The sequence below is a fragment of the Stenotrophomonas sp. FR012 genome (assembly GCF_047520565.2).
GTDB classification, from domain to species: Bacteria; Pseudomonadota; Gammaproteobacteria; order Xanthomonadales; family Xanthomonadaceae; genus Stenotrophomonas; species Stenotrophomonas sepilia.
In genome coordinates, this window is record NZ_JAXBQL020000004.1 from 92,343 (window position 1) to 113,211 (window position 20,869).

Below are 20,869 nucleotides of genomic sequence, written 5' to 3' on the forward strand. Positions count from 1 at the left end.
GTTCTCTCCAGAAAACCGGCGGTGTCCATGAAGCGCGTGCTCCTGCTGCTGTCCCTGCTGCCCCTGACTGCGTTGGCGCAGGCACCTGCGCCGGCCACGCCTGCACCGGCTCCGGCACGCCCGGCCCCGGCATCGCCGGCGGCCGCGAAGCCCGCCACTGCCGGTGCCCCGGCGTTGACCGCTGCGCAGCAGGCCCAGGTGCAGAAGCAGGACGCGGAAATGGGCGCGGCTGCGTTGAAGGCGGCGCAGCTGGTCGATGCCAACCGCGCCGGCGAATTGTGGGATGGCGCTTCGGCCGTCGCGCGCCGTGCGGTGCCGAAAGCCACCTTCGTCAGCCAGTTGGCCGCCGAGCGCACGCGCCTGGGTGCGCTGGCCGGGCGTGGCCAGCCGACCATCACCCGGGTCAAGTACAGCCCCGGCGCCGCAGTGCCGGAAGGGTTGTACATCAACGTCAGCTTCCCGACCCGTTTCGCCAACAGCGCACAGCCGGTGCGCGAGCTGGTCTCGTTCCGCTTCGACGAAGACCAGGTCTGGCGCCTGGCCGGTTACAGCCTGCGCGCGTCGGCACCCTGAGGAGATGAACGATGGCAACTGAGCTGACAATGCTGGCCTGGTCGGTGCTGCTGGGCTTTGTCTACATCTTCGCCACCTCCACCGTGGTCACCCGCGAGCGCGGGATGAAGTGGAATGCCTCGGCACGCGATGGCGATGCAAAGCCGCTCAGCGCGCTGGCCGGTCGCCTGCAGCGTGCGCAGGCCAACTTCCTGGAAACGTTCCCGTTCTTCGCCGCTGCCGCCATCGCGGTGGTCGTGGCCGGGCGCAGCAACGACACCACGGCGCTGGCTGCGCAGGCCTACGTCTGGGCGCGTGTGGTCTACCTGCCGCTGTATGCCGCAGGCGTGCCCTACGTGCGCAGCCTGGTCTGGCTCGTATCGCTGCTGTCGATCCTGGCGCTGGTGTTCGCACTGCTGTAGCCGGGCCTGATCCAGATCAAGGCCAGTCATGCGCGCGGCGCTATGCTGGCCCGGACTGAATCAACGGCAGGAGGCGCGCATGCGCAGGATGGACGTGGTGGTGGTCGGCGCTGGACCGGCGGGCCTGTGCTTCGCGCGTGCGCTGGCCGGCAGTGGCCTGCAGGTCGGGCTGGTCGAAGTGCAGCCGCGCCAGGCCCTGGCCGAAGCCGCCTTCGATGGCCGCGAGATCGCGCTGACCCATGCCTCGCGGCAGAGCATGGAGCAACTGGGGCTGTGGCAGCGCCTGCCGCAGGCCGAAGTCGCCGAGCTGCGCGATGCCAGGGTGATGAACGGCGGCTCGCCGTTCGCGTTGACCTTCGCCAGCAGCCAGGTTGATGGCCAGCCGCTGGGCTGGCTGGTGCCCAACCACCTGATCCGCCGCGCCGCCTGGGATGCCGTGCAGGGCCAGGATGCGCTGGAGCTGTTCGATGGGCGCAAGGTGCTGGGCGTGCAGGCCGATGCGCAGGGCCACGTGGTCAGACTCGATGACGGCAGTCAACTGCACGCGCGACTGCTGGTCGCGGCTGACAGCCGCTTCTCCGCCACCCGCCGCATGCTCGGCGTCGGTGCGCAGATGCGCGACTTCGGCAAGTCGATGCTGGTATGCCGCATGCAGGTCGAGCGCGACCATCACCACACGGCCTGGGAGTGGTTCGGCTACGGCCGCACCATGGCGCTGCTGCCGCTCAACGAGGGCCAGGCATCGGCGGTGATCACGCTGCCGCCGCGGCAGATCGAAGAACTGCTGGCGATGGACGAGGTGGCCTTCGGCGATGCCATCAGTGCCTGCTTTGAGCATCGGCTGGGCCGCATGCAGCCGGTGGCCACGCCGCAGGCGTATCCGCTGGTAGGTGTGTACGCGCACCGTTTCGTCGGCGAGCGTTCCGCGCTGATCGGCGATGCCGCGGTGGGCATGCACCCGGTCACCGCGCACGGCTTCAATCTGGGACTGGCCAGCGCACAGCGGCTGGCACAGGGCATCGTCGCGCAGCAGCGGCGCGGTGCCGACATTGCCGCCGCCGGCATGCTGGCCAGCTACCAGCGCGGTCATCGGTTGGCGTCGCGGCCGCTGTACGAGGCCACCAACGCGATCGCCAGCCTGTACACCGACGATCGTCGCCCGGCACGCCTGCTGCGGGCCGCGGGCCTGCGCCTGGCGCAGGGCGTGGCGCCGTTCAGGCAGCTGATCGCCTCGCACCTGACCCAGCGTGTGGCCTGAACACCCTCGGATCAGCCAGCGGCCAGCACGCGGATCTGGCTGTCGGCGAACTCGACCACCTGGCCTGCGCGGATCTTGCAGGCCTTGCGCAGTTCGACCTCACCATCGACCCGCACCTGGCCCTCGCTGATGACCATCTTGGCCTCGCCGCCGCTGGTGACCAGGTCGGCCAGCTTCAACAGCTGCTTGAGTTCGACGTAGTCACCGTCGAGGTCGAATTCGAGAATCTGCATGGAGCGAGGGGTCCTGGAAAGACGGCGCGGGCCAGCGGCCGGGCCGGAAAGAAGGGCGCGTATTGTGCGCCAGCACGGGGCATGACGGCACGCGCATGGAAAGCTGTACGCCTCGTTCAGGATCAATGCGGTATCATTCCGCTCTGAGCGAGTGAAATCTCCTCCGACCGAGCAGCGCCAGGGCACGCGATAAGAAGGGCGCCCAAAGCGCGGACCATCACCCTTTTTATCGCACTGCCAGGAAGACGGCAGTGCCTTCGGAGTTCCCCATGTCCCAAGATTCCCAAGCGCCGCTGCAGTTCGCGCAGCTCGGCCTGTCCGAGCCCGTGATGCAGGCGGTCACCGCCATCGGCTACGAAACCCCGTCGCCGATCCAGGCCGCTACCATCCCGGCGATGCTGGAAGGCCGCGACGTGCTGGGCCAGGCCCAGACCGGTACCGGCAAGACCGCTGCGTTCGCACTGCCGGTACTGTCCAACATCGACCTGCAGCAGATCAAGCCCCAGGCCCTGATCCTGGCGCCGACCCGCGAACTGGCCATCCAGGTTGCCGAGGCGTTCCAGTCCTATTCGTCGAAGATCCCGGGCTTCCGCGTGCTGCCGGTGTACGGCGGCCAGCCCTACGGCCAGCAGCTGTCGGCGCTGCGCCGTGGCGTGCATATCGTGGTCGGTACCCCCGGCCGCGTGATCGATCACCTGGACCGCAGCACCCTGGACCTGTCCGAGCTGAAGACCCTGGTGCTGGACGAAGCCGATGAAATGCTGCGCATGGGCTTCATCGACGATGTCGAAGCGGTGCTGAAGAAGCTGCCGGAGCAGCGCCAGGTGGCGCTGTTCTCGGCCACCATGCCGCCGCAGATCCGTCGCATCGCGCAGACCTACCTGCAGGACCCGGTGGAAGTGACCATCGCGGCCAAGACCACCACCTCGGCCAACATCCGCCAGCGCTACTGGTGGGTGAGCGGCATGCACAAGCTGGACGCGCTGACCCGCATCCTGGAAGTCGAGCCTTTCGACGCGATGATCATCTTCGCGCGCACCAAGGCCGGCACCGAAGAACTGGCCAGCAAGCTGCAGGCGCGTGGCCTGGCCGCTGCCGCCATCAACGGTGACATGCAGCAGGCCCAGCGCGAGCGGACCATTGCCATGCTGAAGGAAGGCAAGCTGGACATCCTGGTCGCCACCGACGTGGCCGCCCGCGGCCTGGACGTGGAGCGCATCAGCCACGTGCTGAACTACGACATCCCGTACGACACCGAGAGCTACGTGCATCGCATCGGCCGTACCGGCCGTGCCGGCCGCAGCGGCGAGGCGATCCTGTTCGCCACCCCGCGCGAGAAGGGCATGCTGCGCCAGATCGAGCGTGCCACCCGCCAGCCGATCGAAGAGATGCAGCTGCCGAGCGTGGAAGCGGTCAACGACACCCGCATCAACAAGTTCACCTCGCGCATCAGCGAAACGCTCGGCGCCGGCGGCCTGGACTTCTACCGCCAGCTGCTGGAGCGCTTCGAGAACGAGCAGAACGTGCCGGCCATCGAGATCGCCGCCGCGCTGGCCAGGATGCTGCAGGGCGATACCCCGTTCCTGCTGCAGCCGCCGGTGCGTGCCCCGCGTGAAGAGCGCGCGCCGCGCGAGCGCTTCGACCGTGGCGACCGCCCGGAGCGTGGCGATCGCTTCGACCGCAACGAGCGGGGGCCGCGCTTCGAGCGTGGCCCGCGTCGCGACGACGCCGAAGGTGGTTTCGAGCCGCGTCCGCGCCGCGAGGTTCCGCCGCGTGGTGCGCCGGAGCAGGGCATGGAGACCTACCGCATTTCGGTGGGCCACCAGCACGGCGTGAAGCCGGCCAACATCGTCGGCGCCATCGCCAACGAAGCCGGCCTGGAAAGCCGCTTCATCGGCCGCATCGACATCCACGACGACTTCGCGCTGCTGGACCTGCCGGCACAGATGCCGCCGGACGTGCTGTCGCACCTGCAGAAGGTGTGGGTGTCCGGCCAGCAGTTGCAGATGCGTCCGCTGGCGGCCGGTGAAGAGATCAATCCGGCCCCGCGTCCGTTCAAGCCGCGCTTCGACAAGCGTGGTCCGGGCGGCCCGGGTGGCCCGCGTCGTGGTGGTCCGGGTGGCCATGGGGGCGACCGCGGCGGTGACCGCGACAGCCGCCCGCCACGTCGTGACGGCTTCAAGCCGCGCGGCCCGCGCAGCTTCTAAGCCGCACCCGCAGCCGTCAAGAACAACGCCAGCCCCCGGGCTGGCGCACAGGAAAAGGGGACGGAGGGGATTAAGTCGTTTTCGGCATAAGCGCATGGCCTGCCAAATACGACTTAATCCCCTCCGTCCCCTTTTTCGCATGGTCAACACATTGCCGGTCATAGGCTGGCCCGGTTCCAAAGGAGGTTGTCACCGCAGCACATTCGGGGGGATCCGGGATGGGTAGGAGTGGCACGGACCAACAGAGCCGGCGGGTGCCGATGACCCGGGGGCTGGGACTGCGTTTTGCGTTGTTGACCGGCATGGCGATCGGACTGGTCGCACTGTCGGCGTTGATCCAGGAACTGCAGGCGGCCTCCACCGCCTGGATCGCCGGCCAGGGATACTGGTCGCGCGGTCAGCAGGATGCGACCGCCGCGCTCAGTCGCTACCTGGCGCGCGGTGATGCCCAGGACCTGGACGATGCACGCCAGGCCCTGCAGGTGCCGTTGGGCGATCTGCAGGCGCGGTTGGCGCTGGAACAGGCGGAGCCTGACGAAGAGAAGGCCCGGCAGGGCTTCCTGCAGGGGGGCAACGCGCACGCCGACATTCCGCGCCTGGTGTTTTCGTTCCGCTACGCGCGGGATATCGGTGCCTTCCGCGAAGCGACCGCGTTATGGCGGCAGACCGACGGGGACCTGATGGCGCTGCAGCGCCTGGTCGATGAGTTGCAGCGGCGGCACGAGGGTGGCCCCGTAGTGGCAGCCATGCGTGACCACTACCTGCAGCAGCTGCGCGACCTGGACCAGCGGATGAAGGTGCAGAGCCAGGCGTTCTCACAGGCGCTGCTGCGGATGGCGACGCTGGTGAGGCTGGCCACGTTGATGGTCGCGGGCCTGTCGGTGCTGGCGATCAGCCTGATGGCGGTGGCCCTGGCGCGCCGCGTCGGCAAGGACCTGACCGAACACGAGAGCCGCTTCCGCGCAGCGTTCTACCAGGCCAACGTCGGCATGCTCAAGCTCGATACCGAAGGCAAGGTGATCGAGGCCAACCAGGCGATGGCCGACATCCTCGACCATCGTCGTGACATGCTGCTGCAGCTGTCGCTGGCTGACCTGCTGATGGACGGCGAGCTGGTCATTGATGGGGTGGGGCGCATCGATTGGGACCGCCAGCTGCGGCCGAGCGAACTGCGCTTCCGCCGTCGTGATGGCAGCCTGGTCTGGGGCCGCTGGAGCGGCACCGGTGTGCGCAGCGCCGGCGGTGGCCTGTCGGTGTTCGCGATCATCGAAGACGTCAGCCAGAACCATGCACTGGCGCGCGAGATCGAGCACCACGCCAGCCATGACCCGCTGACCGGCCTGATCAACCGGCGCGAGATCGAACGCCTGCTCGAACGCGCGCTGCTGCAGGTGCGCAGCGAAGGTGGTACGCACGCGCTGTGCTACATCAACCTGGACCATTTCAAGCTGGTCAATGACAGCTTCGGCCATGCCGCCGGCGACCAGATGCTGCGCAGCTTCGCCGATTACCTGGTGGCCGCGGTGCGCGATGGTGACTGGGTGGGCCGGCTGGGTGCGGACGAGTTCGCGGTGTTCCTCGCCCATGCCGGGCAGGACGAGGCCAAGCGCGTGCTGCAGCGGGTGATCCGCAATCTGGGGCAGGCCACGTTCCCGGTGAGCGAGGGCAGCCCGCAGTTGAGCTGCAGCATCGGCGTGGTCGAGGTCAGCGCCGATGCACCGGATGTGAACTGGTTGATGAGCGCCGCCGACAGTGCCTGCTATGCGGCCAAGCAGGCCGGGCGCAACCGCGTGCACTGCTTCAACGAGAACCGCATGGCGTTGGAGGAACGGCGCCGGGAAGCCGAGCGGCTGCAGGGCGTCAGCCTGGCCATGGCCGAGAACCGCATGGTGCTGTATGCGCAGCGCATCGCCCGCGTCGGCGATCCCACCTACCTGCACTACGAGGTGCTGGTACGCATGCGCGGCAGCGATGGCAGCCTGCACCTGCCGGGCCAGTTCATGCCGGCGGTGGAGCGCTATGGCATGGCCGTGGCGCTGGACCGGCACGTGCTCGGCCTGCTGTTCCGGCACCTGCAGGTGTGCCCGGCGCATGTGCGGCAGCTGGGACTGTGCAACGTCAACGTGTCGGCGCAGTCGATCGCCGAACCTGGCTTCCTCGCCTTCGTCTGCGACCTGCTGGAGCGCAATCGCGCGCTGGCCTCCAAGCTGTGCTTCGAGATCACCGAGACCGCAGCGATCAGCAACCTCAGCCAGGCGCGCGCGTTCATCGATGCGGTGAAGGCGCGCGGCTGCCGGATGGCGCTGGACGATTTCGGCTCCGGGCTGTCCTCGTTCGGCTACCTGCGCCAGCTGCCGGCCGACATCCTGAAGATCGACGGGGCCTTCGTGCGCGACATGGATACCGATCCGGTCAGCCACGCCACCGTGCGCGCGATCAGTGAACTGGGGCGCGAGCTGCAGATGGAGGTGGTGGCCGAATGGGTAGAGACCGCCGAAGTCGCCGCCGCGCTGACCCGGCTTGGGGTGCAGGGCCTGCAGGGCTATGCGGTCGAGCGACCGCAGCCACTGGAACGGATGACCCTGGCCGACCTGCGGCCGGTGCGCCTGGTGGCGGTGCAGGGCCCGCCTGCCGCAGGTTGAACGCCGTCGGCGACTTTGGTCTACACATGCGTTGCAGCCGCGGCTGCGATAATGCCTGCCAGGGGCGACGCGCAGTGGGCGCGGGCGTAAGCAGGAACAGGACGTGGCGTGGGCGGCAGGCAGTGGCAGTACGGAACAGGGGCGGTGCTGGTCGTGCTGCTGGTGTGGTTGGCCACGCCGTGGCCGCTGTGGGCCGCTGCCGTCGAAGCCGGCCGCGATTACCTGCTGGTCGGCGCAGCCACCGATGAACCCACTCCACATCGCGCATGCACGCCGGACATGCTGGCCGGTCACCGGCAGCAGGTGCAGGTGCCTGCGCCGCCGGGCGGCTGGTCGGGGCAACCGCAGGCCCTGGACGTGTTCAATGTGTTCGCTGGCGAAGTCCGCGTGCAGTATGGCGATCGCGAGATCTGCGGCAACATGCACGATGCCCGTACCCGAGACTCACGCTTCCGCGCAGGCATCGGGCTGGTGGCGGTGCCGCCAGCGGGCAGTCACGATCCATTCCTGGTGTCGTGGCAGACGCCGTTGAAGGCGCGTTGGGTACCCACCCTTCGGCTGGGCGCGCCCAGTCCCGTGCAGCAGAACGATACCGCCCGCCTGCTGGTGCGCGCGGCCTGCATCGCCGTGGCGATCGCACTGGCGTTGTCGGCACTGATGGCCTTCCTCACCACCCGCGACCGCAGTTTCCTGGTCTACATCGCCGGTACCACCGTGCTGGTGCTTTGGCAGGCCATCCTCGGTGGCCTCAGCGGCTATCCGGAACCCTGGTTGCCGGTGGGCGAGCGCGGTGCCTGGTGGCTGCTGGTGTTGACTGCGGCCACGCAGGCCTTGGTGCTGCCGGCGCTGTGGCGGCTGAATGGCGGTGATCGCCTGTTGCCGCGTTCGCGTCCGTTCCAGCTGGTGGCGCTTTGGGGATTGCTGGCGTTGGCTGCACTGGTGCCTTGGCTGCCATGGGACAGCCTGGCCTGGGTGGCGCAGGGCCTGCAGGTGTCCTATCTGCTGGGCTGTGGCCTGGCGTTGATGGCCGGGGTGTGGGCACGGCTGCGCGGTGACCGCTGGGCGCAGGCGGGGCTGGCGGCGCTGGCGCCGATGCTGGTGTTGATCCTGGCCGACGCCTGCCGCGCGGCGTGGTTGCTGGAATACCGCGTGGAGGCCCTGCAGCTGGCGGTGACCTGGCTGCTGATGATGGCCGCCTACGCACTGAACCAGCGGCTGGGTCGCCTGCGCCAGCAGCGCGATGAACTGCGCCAGCTGGCCGAGACTGATGGCCTGACCGGCCTGCCCAACCGCCGTGCCGGCCTGCAGCAGCTGGCCCGCCACTTGGAGCGGGTTGACCGCGAGCGTGGCCCGCTGGTGATCGGCTTCCTCGATATCGATCTGTTCAAGGACATCAATGACCGCCATGGCCACGCCGTGGGGGACCAGGTGCTGGTGGCGGTGGCGCGCGCATTGCGTGCCGCGGTACGCAGCCAGGACCAGGTAGTGCGGATGGGCGGCGAAGAGTTCCTGTTGCTGATGCCGGGCATGCCCCGCGAGGCGGCGTCGGCGCGCCTGGATCGCCTGCGCCGGCACATCACGGAGGCGGCCCGGGCGCTGCAGGTGCCCGGCCTGGAGGTCACCGCCAGCATCGGCCTGGCGCAGTGGCGGCCGGGCGAGGACGATCTCGCCGCGCTGCTGCGCCGGGCCGACCATGCCATGTACGTGGCCAAGCGTGCCGGCCGCAACCGGGTGTTCGACGGCGAAGAACTCGATCCACCCGGCCTGGCATGAAGCGCGGCGGGCGGCGATGCCGGATAATAGGGCGATGACCACCCGACTCAACAAACACATCGCCGACACCGGCTTCTGCTCCCGCCGCGAGGCCGATCGCCTGATCGCCGCCCGCCGGGTCACCGTCAACGGCCATCCGGCCGGCACCGGCGCGGTGGTGGGCGAGGAAGACCAGGTGCTGGTGGATGGCCAGCCACTGCGCGCGCGCGTGGCCCGCAAGCCCGGCGCCCGCCGCCACGTCTACATCGCGCTGAACAAGCCGGTCGGCGTCACCTGCACGACCGAGACGTCGGTCAAGGGCAACATCGTTGACTTCGTCGGCCATGAACAGCGCATCTTCCCGATCGGCCGCCTCGACAAGGACTCCGAAGGCCTGATCCTGATGACCAGCAACGGCGACATCGTCAATCAGATCCTGCGGGCCGAGAACGGCCACCAGAAGGAATACCTGGTGGCGGTGAACAAGCCGGTCACCGATGAGTTCCTGCGCGGCATGGCGCGTGGTGTTCGCATCCACGACCAGATGACGCTGCCATGCAAGACTTCGCGCATCGCCAAGTTCGGTTTCCGCATCACCCTGCAGCAGGGCCTGAACCGGCAGATCCGCCTGATGGCCGCCGAGTTCGGCTATCGCGTGACCCAGCTGCGCCGCGTGCGCATCGACAACATCAAGATTGGTGCGCTGAAGCCGGGCCAGTGGCGCAACCTGACCGAGCAGGAGCTGCAGGGCCTGCTGCCGAAGCAGCTGGACTGGTAGTGCCCGCCGCTGGCCGGCTGCAATGGGCGCGCGATGTATCCGGGATGCCGGCCAACGGCCGGCACGACCCGTCGTGCGGATTGCGCACCGGCATCCGCTAGACTTCGCGGTGACCTGCCGGAACGTGACGTTGCATGATCAAGCCCGACAAGCCCGCCAACGAAGCCCTTCGGCTCGAGGCGCTGTATCGCTACCGCATCCTCGATTCGGAGCGTGAAAAATCCTTCGACGACCTGGTGGTGATCGCCAAGGCGGTCTGCGGCACCTCGATGGCGGCGGTGACCCTGATCGATGTCGAACGGCAATGGTTCAAGTCGATCCAGGGCATCGATGCGGCGGAAAACCTGCGCAGCGAATCGATGTGTGGCCACGCCATCCTGCAGCCGCAGCAGATCATGGTGGTCGAGGATGCGCTGCAGGATGTGCGCTTCCACGACAATCCGGTGGTGGTCGGCGATCCGCACATCCGCTTCTATGCCGGCGCGCCGCTGATCAGCTCCGACGGCTTGCCGCTGGGTACGCTGTGCGTGTTCGACGCACAGCCGCAGCACCTGGCCAGCGACAAGGCCGAGGCGCTGGCCGCACTGTCGCGGCAGGTGATGCTGGTGATGGAATTGCGCCGATTCGCGCTCGACATCCAGAACCACATGCTGGAACGCGATGATTACGAGCGCCTGCTGTCGGAGTACCACGACGTGCTGCTGGCGCAGAACGCCGACCTGGCCGAGCAGAGCCGCACCGATGCGCTGACCGGCCTGCCGAACCGCCGCGCGATGGCAGCGGCGCTGGACGAGGCGGTGGCGGTAACCGGGGATCAGCCCGCTGAGGCCTGCGTCGCACTGCTGGACATCGATCACTTCAAGCACATCAACGACTTCCAGGGCCACGCTACCGGCGACCGCGTGCTGGCCGAACTGGGCGCACTGCTGCGTTCGCACTTCGCCGGCCGTGGCATGGCGGCGCGCTACGGCGGCGAGGAGTTCGTGGCAGTGATGCCCGCAACCGACCTGCGCACCGCCGAACTTCAGTGCGAGTTCCTGCGCCTGGCCGTGGCCGACCTGCCACTGGGCGTCCCGGTCACGATCAGTATCGGCATCGCCCAGCACCAGCCAGGTGAAAGCGTGGACGACACGCTGGCACGTGCCGACAAGGCGCTGTACCGGGCCAAGGGCAATGGCCGCAACCGGGTGGAAGTGGCGGGCTGAAGTACCCCGCCCGGTAGATCCATGCCATGCGTGGATGCTCTTCCCGATTCACATCGCGTCGCAGCGCCTGCGATCAAGAGCGGGCAGCATGACGCTTTGTCTTCCCGGACGCCGACCATGCTGCAGACCCTGGCCATCGCCCACTATCGCTCGTTGCATGGGCTGGTACTGCCGCTGCAGCGGTTGAATGTGGTGACCGGCGACAACGGCAGTGGCAAGTCCAGCCTGTATCGCGCGCTGCGCCTGCTGGCGGAGACCGCACAGGGCGGCGTCGCGGCGGTGCTGGCCCGCGAAGGTGGGCTGGGCTCGGCGCTGTGGGCGGGCCCGGAAAAAATAGACCGTCGGGTTGCTGCCGGCGAAATCCCCTTGCAGGGCGGCCCACGCCAGGAATCGGTGGGATTGAAGCTCGGCTTCACGACCGACGAATTCGGCTACGCCATCGATCTCGGCTACCCGCCGCCCAGCCGTTCGGCGTTTGCGCTGGACCCGCAGATCAAGGCCGAGGCGATCTGGGCGGGGCCGTTCCTGCGCAGCGCCAACCAGCTGGTCGATCGTCGCGCGGCGATGGTGCGGCAGCGTCATGCGCGCGGTTGGGATCTGGTGGATGACCGGTTGTCGCTGTTCGACAGCCTGTTCACCCAGGTCGGCGATCCGCAGCGCATGCCCGAAACGATCACCCTGCGTGAGTACATCCGTTGCTGGCGCTTCTACGACCATTTTCGCAGCGATGGCGATGCCCCGGCGCGGCAACCGGCGATGGCCACGCGCACGCCGGTGCTGCATCACGATGGCCGGGACCTGGCGGCGGCCTGGGTGACCATCGTCGAGATCGGCGACCCGGTTGCGTTGGCACGCAGCGTCGACGACGCGTTCCCCGGCGCTACGGTCGATTTCGAGGCGCTGGATGGACGCCTGGCACTGCGCTTCCACCAACCCGGGTTGCTGCGGCCATTGTCGATGGCCGAGCTTTCCGACGGCACGCTGCGTTTCCTGCTGCTGGCCGCAGCGCTGCACACGCCACGCCCACCGCCGCTGATGGTGCTCAACGAACCGGAGACCAGCCTGCACCCGGACCTGCTGCCGGCGCTGGCGCGGCTCATCATCGCAGCCAGTGCGCGCAGCCAGGTATGGGTGGTGTCGCACGCCAGCCGGCTGATCGCGGCGTTGGAACAGGCGCCAGGGTGCCATTCGCTGCATCTGTACAAGGAACAGGGCCGCACGCTGTTGAGCGGGCAGGGCCTGCTGGATGCGCCGGCCTGGCATTGGCCGCAGCGCTGATGCGGCCATCCACGCCATGCGTGGATGCACTCAATCGGCGATGTTGCGCGCTTCGGCCGTGCCGAGGATTTCCGGATGCTGCACCGGCTTGCGGCGGTTCAGCAGCGGATGCAGGAACACCGCGCCGACGATGATTGCCACGCCCAGGTAGAACCACGGGGTGACTTCGTGCTGCTCGCGCAGCAGCACCACCGCCAGTACCACCGCATAGACCGGCTCCAGGTTGGTCACCAGCTGCACCGTGTAGGCGCTCAGGTGGCGCAGCGCGACCAGGGCCAGGGCGAACGGCAGCAGCGTGCAGAACCCGGCCAGCACCAACAGCAGGATCCCGTCGTGCAGATTCGGGACCACCCACAGCGGGCTGGCCAGTGCCGGCAGCAGATAGGGCATCAGCGGCGCCAGCAGGGTCAGGGTGAGGGTGCCGGCACCCAGCTCCAGCGCGGTGACCGTGAGCGGATCGGCATGGCTGACCATGCGCTTGTTGAGCGAACCGAACACCGCCACCAGCAGCGCCGAGATCGCGCCGATCAACACACCCAGGCGCATGCCATCGGGCACGCCACCGACCACCAGCGCAACACCCGGCAGCACCGCCAGGCCGAACGCCAGCTCACGCAGCTGGAACGGCCGCTTGGCCACCCACGGTTCGATGATCGAGGTGAACACCGGTGCCAGTGCGATGCAGGTGGCAGCCACCGAGGCATTGGCCAGCTTCACCGCGCCGTAGAACGTCAGCCAGTGCAGGGCGACCAGCGCGCCGATACCGGCGTAGCCGGCGACCAGCCGCGGGGGCAGGGTGCGCAACCCGCGCCAGACCCGCGGCAGCAGGGCCAGCATCGCCGTCACCAGCAGCATGCGCCACCACACCAGCGGCAGTGCGGGCAGGGTGATCAGCTTGCCGAGGATGGCCGTGATGCCCCACAGCAGGACACAGAAATGGATCTGCCACAGCGCTTTGCGGGTGTCGGGTGTGCTCATCGGCCTATTGTGAGGCAATCGCGCGGCTGTCGGCGATGACTGTGGCATGCTCGCGGCATCGACCCAGGGAACCGAGCCATGGCAGCCGAACGCTCCTTTCTGCGCGGATGGGCCGCACTGACTGCCCTGGTGGCAACAGCCTCATTGCTGTTGCAGTACCTGTTGCTGGTGCACGGGCCGGGGGCGGCTGCCGGGATCGGCCTGGCGACGCTGCGCTTCTTTGGCTATTTCACCATCCTCAGCAACCTCGCTGTCTGCGTAGGATGTGGGTGGGTCGTCCTCGGCAACGTGCTAAAACCGACAGTGGCGGCGAGCCTGGCGCTGTGCATCGGGGTGACCGCCTCCATCTACGTGCTGGCGTTGCAGGGGCTGTGGCAGCCCACCGGGCTGCAATGGTGGGTCGATGCCGGCCTGCACTACGCTGTGCCGGCGCTGTACCTGCTCGGGTGGTGGTGGCTGCTGCCGCATGGGGCGCTGCGCTGGCGCGCGCTGGGCGGCGTGCTGCTGGTACCACTGGTCTACCTCGGCTGGGCGATGCTGGTCGCTGCAATGACCGGACAGGCGACGTATCCATTCCTCGAACTGCAACGCCTGGGGCTGGCGGCCTTCCTGCTCAACGTGCTGCGCGTTGCGGGCGTGTTCGTGGTGGGCTGGACCCTGCTGTGGGGGCTGGACCGCTGGCGCCGTCGATGAGGCGCTGCAGGGCCATCGCTGCGGCCGGGTTGCGGGCCTTGCCGGCACCGATGCACAGCAGGTAGACCTCGCGTGGGGTTTCCGGGGCGGGCGCGGCCAGGTTGGGCAGGTCGTCCACCGGCTCGCCGCGTGACCAGCGTCGTGCGCGTTCAGCCCAGCGCTGCTGGACGGACGCAGGCAGGCCCTCGTTCAAGCGGGCCTGGCTGCGCTTGATCCGCGCGTAGACGAAGCCCGCACTGACATCGCCATGCAATGGCGCCTCGTCGCTGTCCTCGATCACCAGCGCCACGCCGTGGCGGCGCGCGGCGGCGACCAGAGCCGGTCCATGTGCCTTGGCGTTGCGCACTTCCAGAGCGTGCTGCAACGGCACGCCCTCGAGCTGCTTCGGCATCTGCGCCATCAGCGCTTCCAATGCATCGGCGTCGGCCGGATGGTGCGGATCGAACTGCCACAGCAGCGGGCCGAGCCGGTCACCGAGCGCAAGTGCCGCCTGCAGGAATGGCGTGGCCGCTTCCACGGTGCTGGCCAGGTCGCGGCGCTGCACCAGGTAGCGTGGCGCCTTCATCGAGAAACGGAAGCCTTCCGGCGTCTGCGCGGCCCACTGCGCGCACTGGGCCGCAGTCGGTGTGCGGTAGAAGGTGCCGTTGATCTCGATGCAGCGCAGGGCGCGGCTGGCATGGGCCAGTTCCTCGCGCTGCGGCAGTCCCACCGGATAGAACATGCCGCCGCGCCACTCGGGAAACACCCAGCCGCCAATACCGCAGCGGATCGCCATCCGGCCGGCAGCGGTCACTGGCTGTGGTCCTCGCGCCAGGGGTCGTAGCTGCCGAACCACCACAGGTAGCCTTCAGGATCGGCACAGGCGTAGCCGCGGCCACCGTAGTCCTGGTCGGCAATGTCGATGACGATGCGCGCTCCAGCCGCCTTGGCCCGCGCATAGTGCGCATCGACATCGGTGACGATCACGCAGGCACTCTGGGTCTGGCGGCCGCCGACTTCTCCGGGCAGGACCGCGTGTTCACTCCACGCGCTCTGGTTGTTGGCCGAGCCGAGCATGATCATGCCGTTGCCGAAGGTGAGCTGGGCATGGAAAACCGTATCGCCATCGGCATACACGGCCTGGGCATGGAAGCCGAAGGCCCGCTGCAGCCAGTCGATGGCGGCCAGCGCGTCGCGGTAGCGCAGGCACGGAATGATGGTGGAGCCGTTGCTTGATTGGCCGTTCCCGCCCATGACACCCCTCCTATGGCACGGGGCAGGGTGCATCGGCGACCGTTACCATCCTGCGAAACCCCGGTGACGGCCTGCACATGGCCGCGACCCCTGTTCGGAGATGGTGCTGGATGAAAACCTGGATCGGAGGAGCCGTGCTGCTGGCGTGCACGACCATGGCCAATGCGGCGACCCCGCAGCAGCTGCAGGACCTGGATGCGACCGTCGAGCGCGTGCGCACGCAGTTCGACGTGCCCGGCATCGCCGTGGCCGTGGTCAAGGATGGCCAGGTGGTGCTGGAACGTGGCTGGGGCGTGCGCGAGCAGGGCAAGCCGGAACCGGTGCAGGCCGACACCCTGTTTGCCATCGCTTCCAATACCAAGGCGTTCACCGCCACCTCGCTGAACCTGCTGGCCGAGGACGGCAAGCTGAAGATGGATGACAAGGTGATCGATCACCTGCCGTCGTTCCGCATGTCCGATCCGTTCGTGACCGGGCAGATGACGATCCGCGACCTGCTGTCGCATCGCAGCGGGCTGAGCCTGGGCGCCGGTGACCTGCTGTTCTGGCCGGCCACCTCCTACAGCAACGCCGAAGTGGTGGAGCGACTGGGCAGGGTGCCGCTGAAGGGCGGCTTCCGCGAGAGCTATGCCTACGACAACATCCTGTACGCGGTCGCCCAACAGGTGATCGAGCGCGTGTCCGGCATGAGCTACCAGCAGTTCCTGCAGACGCGCATCTTCGACAAGGTGGGGATGGCCGGCACGCGCTACAACGCCGACCACCTGAAGCCAGGTGACAAGGCGGCGGTCGGCCACGCCAAGTACGATTTCAAGGACCTGCGCACCGTTGCACCGCTGACATGGTCGAACAATGCCGGCGCCGGTGGCATCTATTCCAGCGCGCACGACATGGCGCGCTGGATGCAGGTGCAGCTGGCCGGAGGCAAGCTCGCCGATGGCACGGTGCTGTTCAGTGAAAAGAGCCAGCAGCAGATGTGGCGGATGATCACCCCGCAGTCGATCCCGGCGCCGAGCGTGCCGGAGCTGGCACCGGCGCGGGCCAACTTCGCCGGCTATGGCGAAGGCTGGAGCCTGAGCGACTACCGCGGGCAGAAGCTGGTCTGGCACACCGGTGGCTGGCCGGGTATGGTCTCGCGGTTGACCCTGGTGCCCGGCGAGAAGCTGGGCGTGGTGGTGCTGACCAACCAGGAAGTGGGCGCGGCGTTCAATGCGATCACCCTGAGCGTGCTTGACGCTTACCTGAGCGGAGAAAAGCACGATTGGGTGGACGCCTATGCCAAGGCCGTGGCCAAGGGCCAGGACAAGGCCGACGAGGCCTGGGCCAAGCACCAGAGCGCACGCGACAAGGGCAGCAGGCCTTCGCTGGCGCTGGCCGGCTACACCGGCAGCTTCCGTGACCGCTGGTATGGCGACATGCAGATCAGCGCCGAAGGCAAGGGCCTGCGCCTGCGCTTTGCGAAGACCGCGCAGCTGAGCGGGCGGCTGGAGCACTGGCAGCACGACACCTTCATCGTGCGTTGGGACGACCGTTCGCTCAACGCCGATGCGTTCGTGAACTTCAGCCTGGACCCGGATGGCAAAGTGCGTGAGGTGCGCATGCAGCCGATTTCCGACCTGACCGATTTCAGTTTCGATTTCCAGGACCTGCTGTTCACCCCGGTCAAAGAATGAGGGTAGCGCCGGCCGCTGGCCGGCAACCTCATGATCCCTGGAAACGTCGCGAGGTTGCCGGCCAGCGGCCGGCACTACCGGCGCCACGGCATCGTCGGCCGGCGTACACATCCGGCGTGGGATACTCCGCCGGCTATTGATGGCGAGGGAATGCGATGTTCCGTTGGTTTGAATCCCTGATCCCGGTTTTCCCGCCCGTGGATGGGCGCATGCCACCGCGCAAGGTGCTGCCGTTCTACCTGCACTACCTGCGCCCGGTCTGGCCGGTGCTGCTGGCGACCCTGATTGCCGGCCTGCTGCTGGCGCTGGTGGAAGTGGCCATGTTCGACTACCTAGGCCGCATCGTCGACATGGTCGCCGAGCAGCCCGGTGCCGATTTCTTCAAGCGCCATGCCAATGAACTGGGCTGGATGCTGTTCATCACGGTCATCGCGCGGCCGATCCTGGTGGGCCTGCACAACCTGCTGGTCAACCAGGCGATCGTGCCCGGCCTGAGCAACCGCTCGCGCTGGCTGATGCACAACTACGTGGTACGGCAGAGCCTGAGCTTCTTCCAGAACGACTTCGCCGGCAGCGTCGCCAACAGGGTGATGCAGACCGGTACCTCGCTGCGCGAGTCGGCGGTACAGATGGTCGATTCGCTCTGGTACATCGTGGTCTATACCGGCACGGCGCTGTACCTGTTCGCGCAGGCGGACTGGCGGTTGATGGTGCCGCTGGTCCTGTGGCTGCTGGCCTACGCGGTGATCATGGTCTACTTCGTGCCGCGCGCGAAGGAACGGGCCTGGATTGCGTCCGAAGCGCGCTCCAAGGCGATGGGCCGCATCGTCGACGGCTACACCAACATTCCCACGCTGAAGCTGTTCGCCCATGGCGGGCGCGAACAGGCCTACGTGGCCGAGTCGATCCAGGAACTGGCGGTCAAGCACCGCGCGCAGACCCGGGTAACCACCGGCATGGACCTGACCATCGCCATCGTCAACGGTTTCCTGATTGCCGGCACCTGTGGGCTCGCGCTGTGGCTGTGGAATGGCGGCCATATCACCGTGGGCGCGATCACGCTGGCGACCGGCCTGGTGATCCGCATCCACAACATGTCCGGCTGGATCATGTGGACCATCAACGGCATCTTCGAGGACATCGGCACGGTGCAGGATGGCATCACCACCATCGCCCAGCCGCTGACCGTGCAGGACCGCGGGGACGCGGTGCCGCTGCAGGTGACCCGCGGTGGCGTGCAGTTCCAGGACATCCACTTCCATTACGGCAAGAAGGGCGGCGTGATCGCCGGCCTCGACCTGGTGGTGAAGCCGGGCGAGAAGATCGGCCTGGTCGGTCCTTCCGGTGCCGGCAAGTCGACCCTGGTGAACGTGCTGCTGCGCCTGTACGACCTGGAGAGTGGCCGCATCCTGATCGACGGCCAGGACATCGCCTGCGTCACCCAGGAAAGCCTGCGCCAGCAGATCGGCGTGGTCACCCAGGACACCTCGCTGCTGCATCGCTCGATCCGCGACAACCTGCTGTACGGCCGCCCCGATGCGACCGAGGAGCAGCTGCGTGCTGCCGTAGCCAAGGCGCGTGCCGAAGCCTTCATCGATACGCTGGTGGACGGGCAGGGGCGTCGTGGCTACGACGCGCATGTCGGCGAGCGCGGGGTGAAGCTGTCCGGTGGCCAGCGCCAGCGCATCGCCATTGCCCGCGTGCTGCTGAAGGACGCGCCGATCCTGGTGCTGGACGAAGCGACCTCGGCGCTGGACTCGGAAGTGGAAGCGGCGATCCAGGACAGCCTGGATGAGCTGATGGGCGGCAAGACGGTGATCGCGATCGCGCACCGGCTGTCGACCATCGCGCGCATGGACCGGTTGGTGGTGATGGACCAGGGACGCATCGTCGAGACCGGCAGCCACGCCGAGCTGATTGCGGCCGGTGGTCTGTACGCACGGTTGTGGGCACGACAGACCGGTGGATTTGTTGCTGCCGATCAATGATCGTTTCGGGGTCGGATCCCTTTCCGCAGGAAAGGGCTCTGACCCTAGCGTGTTTCCGGAGACCTGCATGATCCGCCCCCTGCGCTCCCTGTTGCTGGCACTCAGCCTGGTTGCCACGGTTGCCACGGCTGCGCCGGCACCCATGGACGGCGACCAGCTCGAGCAGGTCGTCCTGCTCAGCCGCCACAACCTGCGCGCGCCAGTGGTCGCCTCCGGTGCGCTGGCCAATGCGACGCCCGAGGACTGGCCGCGCTGGGAGGTGGCACCGGGCGAGCTGACCACCAAGGGCGGTGTGCTGGAGGTCTACATGGGGCGCTACATCGGCCAGTGGCTGCGCCAGGCGCAGCTGTTGCCGGTGTCGGGTTGCCCGCAGGAGGATGACTTCCACGCGTACGCCAACAGCCTGCAGCGCACCCAGGCCACCGCGCAGTTCTTCATTGCCGGTGCGTTTCCGGGCTGCCATGTCACGGTCGAACAGCGCATGGCGCTGGGGACGATGGATCCGCTGTTCGATCCGGTGATCCACAACGACGACGCGGCATTCCGCACGCGCGTGCTGGAGTCAATGCAGCGAGAGCTGGCCGCAGTGGACCTGGCACCGGCTTTGTCCGTGGTGGAGGAGATCACCCGCTATCCGCAGTCGGCGGCATGCAAGGGGCACAGCGACTGCCATCTGGCGCTGGCCGATACCACCTTCAGTACGGAACCGGGCAAGGAGCCTCGCGCGTCCGGATCACTGGCGCTGGCCAGCGGGCTGGTCGATGCCTTGTTGATGGAGCACTACCAGGGCAGTGGCATCCCCCGCGAAGGCTGGGGCCGGTTGACCACCGAGGCGCAATGGCAGGCGCTGGCGCAGATCCGCAACCGCTACCAGGACATCCTGTTCGGAACGCCCGAGGTGGCGCGTGATGTGGCCGCTCCGCTGCTGACAAGAGTGAATGCGTTGTTCGACGACCCGGCGTCGCCGAAGGTGACCCTGCTGGTCGGTCACGATTCCAACATCGGCTCGGTGCTGGCGGCGTTGGGAATCAGCGACTACAGCCTGCCGGGGCAGTACGAGAAGACACCGATCGGTGGCCTGCTGCAGTTCGAACGCTGGCGTGGGCACAGCGGGAGGGCGCACTACCGGTTGGTATATGTCTATCCCACCAAGGAGCAGTTGCGTGACGCGGTGCCACTGAGTGAAATGCAGCCGCCGGTACGGGCGACGCTGGTGCCGCAAGGGTGTGCGAAGACTGGGTGCACTGAAGCGCAGTTTAGGCAACTACTTGGAGCTAAAGTGAGGGCCTTCAGCGGAGATGGCAAAAGGGCTGTCGATGGTGTCTGAAGACCGCAGAGTCCCGTGAACCAGGCGGGTGCCGACACTTGGATTGCCGCCATTCAATGCCGCTGAATCCGGTGCAACTCGGTGGCATGATGTGTGTGCTCGCTGCCAGGTTCCGGCAGCATTATTTCAACCCTGAAAATGGACTTCGAAAATGAAAAAACAGCTGATCGCGCTTCGTGGCGCCAGCAACTCGGGAAAGAGCTCGACGCTTCTCATGTTGTACCGACTGCTGGCTGCGCACTCTGCCACGCGATTGATTTCGTTTGAGGCTATTGGCCACAAGCTCGACTTCAGTGCAATAGTTCAGATCAACGGATGCAAGATCGGAATTTTCAACCGTGGTGATGTTTCCGGAACCGTGGATGGTCTGATCGACCAACTTGCACAGGCAGGATGCAAGGTGATCGTTTGTGCTGCCCGTTCGAAAGGCGACGTTGGCGATGTGCTGGCCTCGTATGAGCGCAGGTACCAGTTGCAGGAGATTGTCAAAAAGACCGGTGGGGAAGACGAGTCTGATTTTGCACTGGTCAATATGGGCGTCGCGCATGATCTCGCCGCTCGAGTCTACTCAGCAGTGGTCGTCTGAGTTCTCCGTTCCGTCATTTCGGGGCGGCCTGCAGAAACGGCCCGGGTTTGCCCGGGCCGTTCCG

The 20,869-nt window shown here is 67.3% G+C and carries 18 protein-coding genes; 14 read left to right on the plus strand and 4 right to left on the minus strand.

Annotated features, from left to right (window positions below):
- Positions 1-27: 27 nt before the first annotated feature.
- The 3 genes from ACM0O9_RS08610 to ubiM all read left to right on the plus strand — a co-directional run bounded on the left by ACM0O9_RS08610 (position 28) and on the right by ubiM (position 2,232).
- The gene (locus ACM0O9_RS08610; RefSeq protein ID WP_005415810.1) at positions 28-573 is read left to right on the plus strand and encodes a DUF4019 domain-containing protein; all 546 of its coding nucleotides are present in this window, start codon (positions 28-30) and stop codon (positions 571-573) included.
- An 11-nt stretch (positions 574-584) separates the two neighbouring features.
- Positions 585-974: an MAPEG family protein gene (locus tag ACM0O9_RS08615; RefSeq protein WP_095379034.1), complete on the plus strand. Its 390-nt coding sequence runs from the start codon at positions 585-587 to the stop codon at positions 972-974.
- Positions 975-1,053: 79 nt separating this feature from the next.
- A complete protein-coding gene (gene ubiM / locus ACM0O9_RS08620; protein ID WP_235649754.1) occupies positions 1,054-2,232 on the plus strand; it encodes a 5-demethoxyubiquinol-8 5-hydroxylase UbiM in 1,179 nt (392 codons plus the stop codon).
- Between the two features lie 11 nt (positions 2,233-2,243).
- Here ubiM and ACM0O9_RS08625 read toward each other — a convergent pair whose 3' ends face one another.
- The gene (locus ACM0O9_RS08625) at positions 2,244-2,465 is read right to left on the minus strand and encodes an RNA-binding S4 domain-containing protein (RefSeq protein WP_014036469.1); all 222 of its coding nucleotides are present in this window, start codon (positions 2,463-2,465) and stop codon (positions 2,244-2,246) included.
- 269 nt (positions 2,466-2,734) lie between these two features.
- On the opposite strand from ACM0O9_RS08625, the gene ACM0O9_RS08630 reads away from it, so the two are divergent.
- The 6 genes from ACM0O9_RS08630 (at position 2,735) to ACM0O9_RS08655 (ending at position 12,327) form a co-directional block, all read left to right on the plus strand.
- Positions 2,735-4,672: a DEAD/DEAH box helicase gene (locus tag ACM0O9_RS08630; protein ID WP_235649755.1), complete on the plus strand. Its 1,938-nt coding sequence runs from the start codon at positions 2,735-2,737 to the stop codon at positions 4,670-4,672.
- Positions 4,673-4,890: 218 nt separating this feature from the next.
- On the plus strand, positions 4,891-7,314 hold the full coding sequence (locus tag ACM0O9_RS08635; RefSeq protein ID WP_188248345.1) for a putative bifunctional diguanylate cyclase/phosphodiesterase: 2,424 nt from the start codon (positions 4,891-4,893) through the stop codon (positions 7,312-7,314).
- Positions 7,315-7,422: 108 nt separating this feature from the next.
- Entirely contained in the window at positions 7,423-9,087 is a 1,665-nt protein-coding gene (locus ACM0O9_RS08640) for a sensor domain-containing diguanylate cyclase (RefSeq protein WP_065177455.1), read from the plus strand.
- A gap of 34 nt (positions 9,088-9,121) precedes the next feature.
- Positions 9,122-9,844, plus strand: coding sequence for a pseudouridine synthase (locus ACM0O9_RS08645; protein ID WP_019659152.1), 723 nt, complete (start codon positions 9,122-9,124; stop codon positions 9,842-9,844).
- Between the two features lie 134 nt (positions 9,845-9,978).
- The gene (locus tag ACM0O9_RS08650; RefSeq protein ID WP_414603912.1) at positions 9,979-11,049 is read left to right on the plus strand and encodes a sensor domain-containing diguanylate cyclase; all 1,071 of its coding nucleotides are present in this window, start codon (positions 9,979-9,981) and stop codon (positions 11,047-11,049) included.
- 117 nt (positions 11,050-11,166) lie between these two features.
- Positions 11,167-12,327 carry an AAA family ATPase gene (locus tag ACM0O9_RS08655; RefSeq protein WP_329846417.1) on the plus strand — a complete coding sequence of 387 codons (1,161 nt, stop codon included), beginning with the start codon at positions 11,167-11,169 and terminating at the stop codon, positions 12,325-12,327.
- Between the two features lie 30 nt (positions 12,328-12,357).
- Here ACM0O9_RS08655 and ACM0O9_RS08660 read toward each other — a convergent pair whose 3' ends face one another.
- A complete protein-coding gene (locus ACM0O9_RS08660) occupies positions 12,358-13,305 on the minus strand; it encodes a DMT family transporter (RefSeq protein WP_005415820.1) in 948 nt (315 codons plus the stop codon).
- 78 nt (positions 13,306-13,383) lie between these two features.
- Between ACM0O9_RS08660 and ACM0O9_RS08665 the strand changes: the two genes are divergently transcribed.
- Positions 13,384-13,998, plus strand: coding sequence for a Pr6Pr family membrane protein (locus ACM0O9_RS08665; RefSeq protein ID WP_414603911.1), 615 nt, complete (start codon positions 13,384-13,386; stop codon positions 13,996-13,998).
- Here the strand turns inward: ACM0O9_RS08665 and ACM0O9_RS08670 are convergent.
- Positions 13,919-14,791 (minus strand): DUF72 domain-containing protein, encoded by an 873-nt coding sequence (locus tag ACM0O9_RS08670; protein WP_414603909.1) that lies wholly within the window; start codon positions 14,789-14,791, stop codon positions 13,919-13,921. The two genes, ACM0O9_RS08665 and ACM0O9_RS08670, sit on opposite strands and share 80 nt — an antisense overlap.
- Positions 14,788-15,231 (minus strand): VOC family protein, encoded by a 444-nt coding sequence (locus ACM0O9_RS08675; RefSeq protein WP_005415823.1) that lies wholly within the window; start codon positions 15,229-15,231, stop codon positions 14,788-14,790. Before ACM0O9_RS08675 ends, ACM0O9_RS08670 begins: the two co-directional genes overlap by 4 nt.
- Before the next feature lie 110 nt (positions 15,232-15,341).
- On the opposite strand from ACM0O9_RS08675, the gene ACM0O9_RS08680 reads away from it, so the two are divergent.
- From ACM0O9_RS08680 to ACM0O9_RS08695, 4 genes are all read left to right on the plus strand, one after another.
- Positions 15,342-16,904, plus strand: coding sequence for a serine hydrolase (locus ACM0O9_RS08680; RefSeq protein ID WP_414603908.1), 1,563 nt, complete (start codon positions 15,342-15,344; stop codon positions 16,902-16,904).
- Positions 16,905-17,059: 155 nt separating this feature from the next.
- Positions 17,060-18,892 carry a multidrug efflux ABC transporter SmrA gene (gene smrA, locus ACM0O9_RS08685; RefSeq protein ID WP_262220198.1) on the plus strand — a complete coding sequence of 611 codons (1,833 nt, stop codon included), beginning with the start codon at positions 17,060-17,062 and terminating at the stop codon, positions 18,890-18,892.
- Between the two features lie 67 nt (positions 18,893-18,959).
- Positions 18,960-20,219: a bifunctional glucose-1-phosphatase/inositol phosphatase gene (agp, locus tag ACM0O9_RS08690; protein WP_065186379.1), complete on the plus strand. Its 1,260-nt coding sequence runs from the start codon at positions 18,960-18,962 to the stop codon at positions 20,217-20,219.
- 151 nt (positions 20,220-20,370) lie between these two features.
- The gene (locus tag ACM0O9_RS08695; protein ID WP_005415827.1) at positions 20,371-20,805 is read left to right on the plus strand and encodes a hypothetical protein; all 435 of its coding nucleotides are present in this window, start codon (positions 20,371-20,373) and stop codon (positions 20,803-20,805) included.
- Positions 20,806-20,869: the final 64 nt, after the last annotated feature.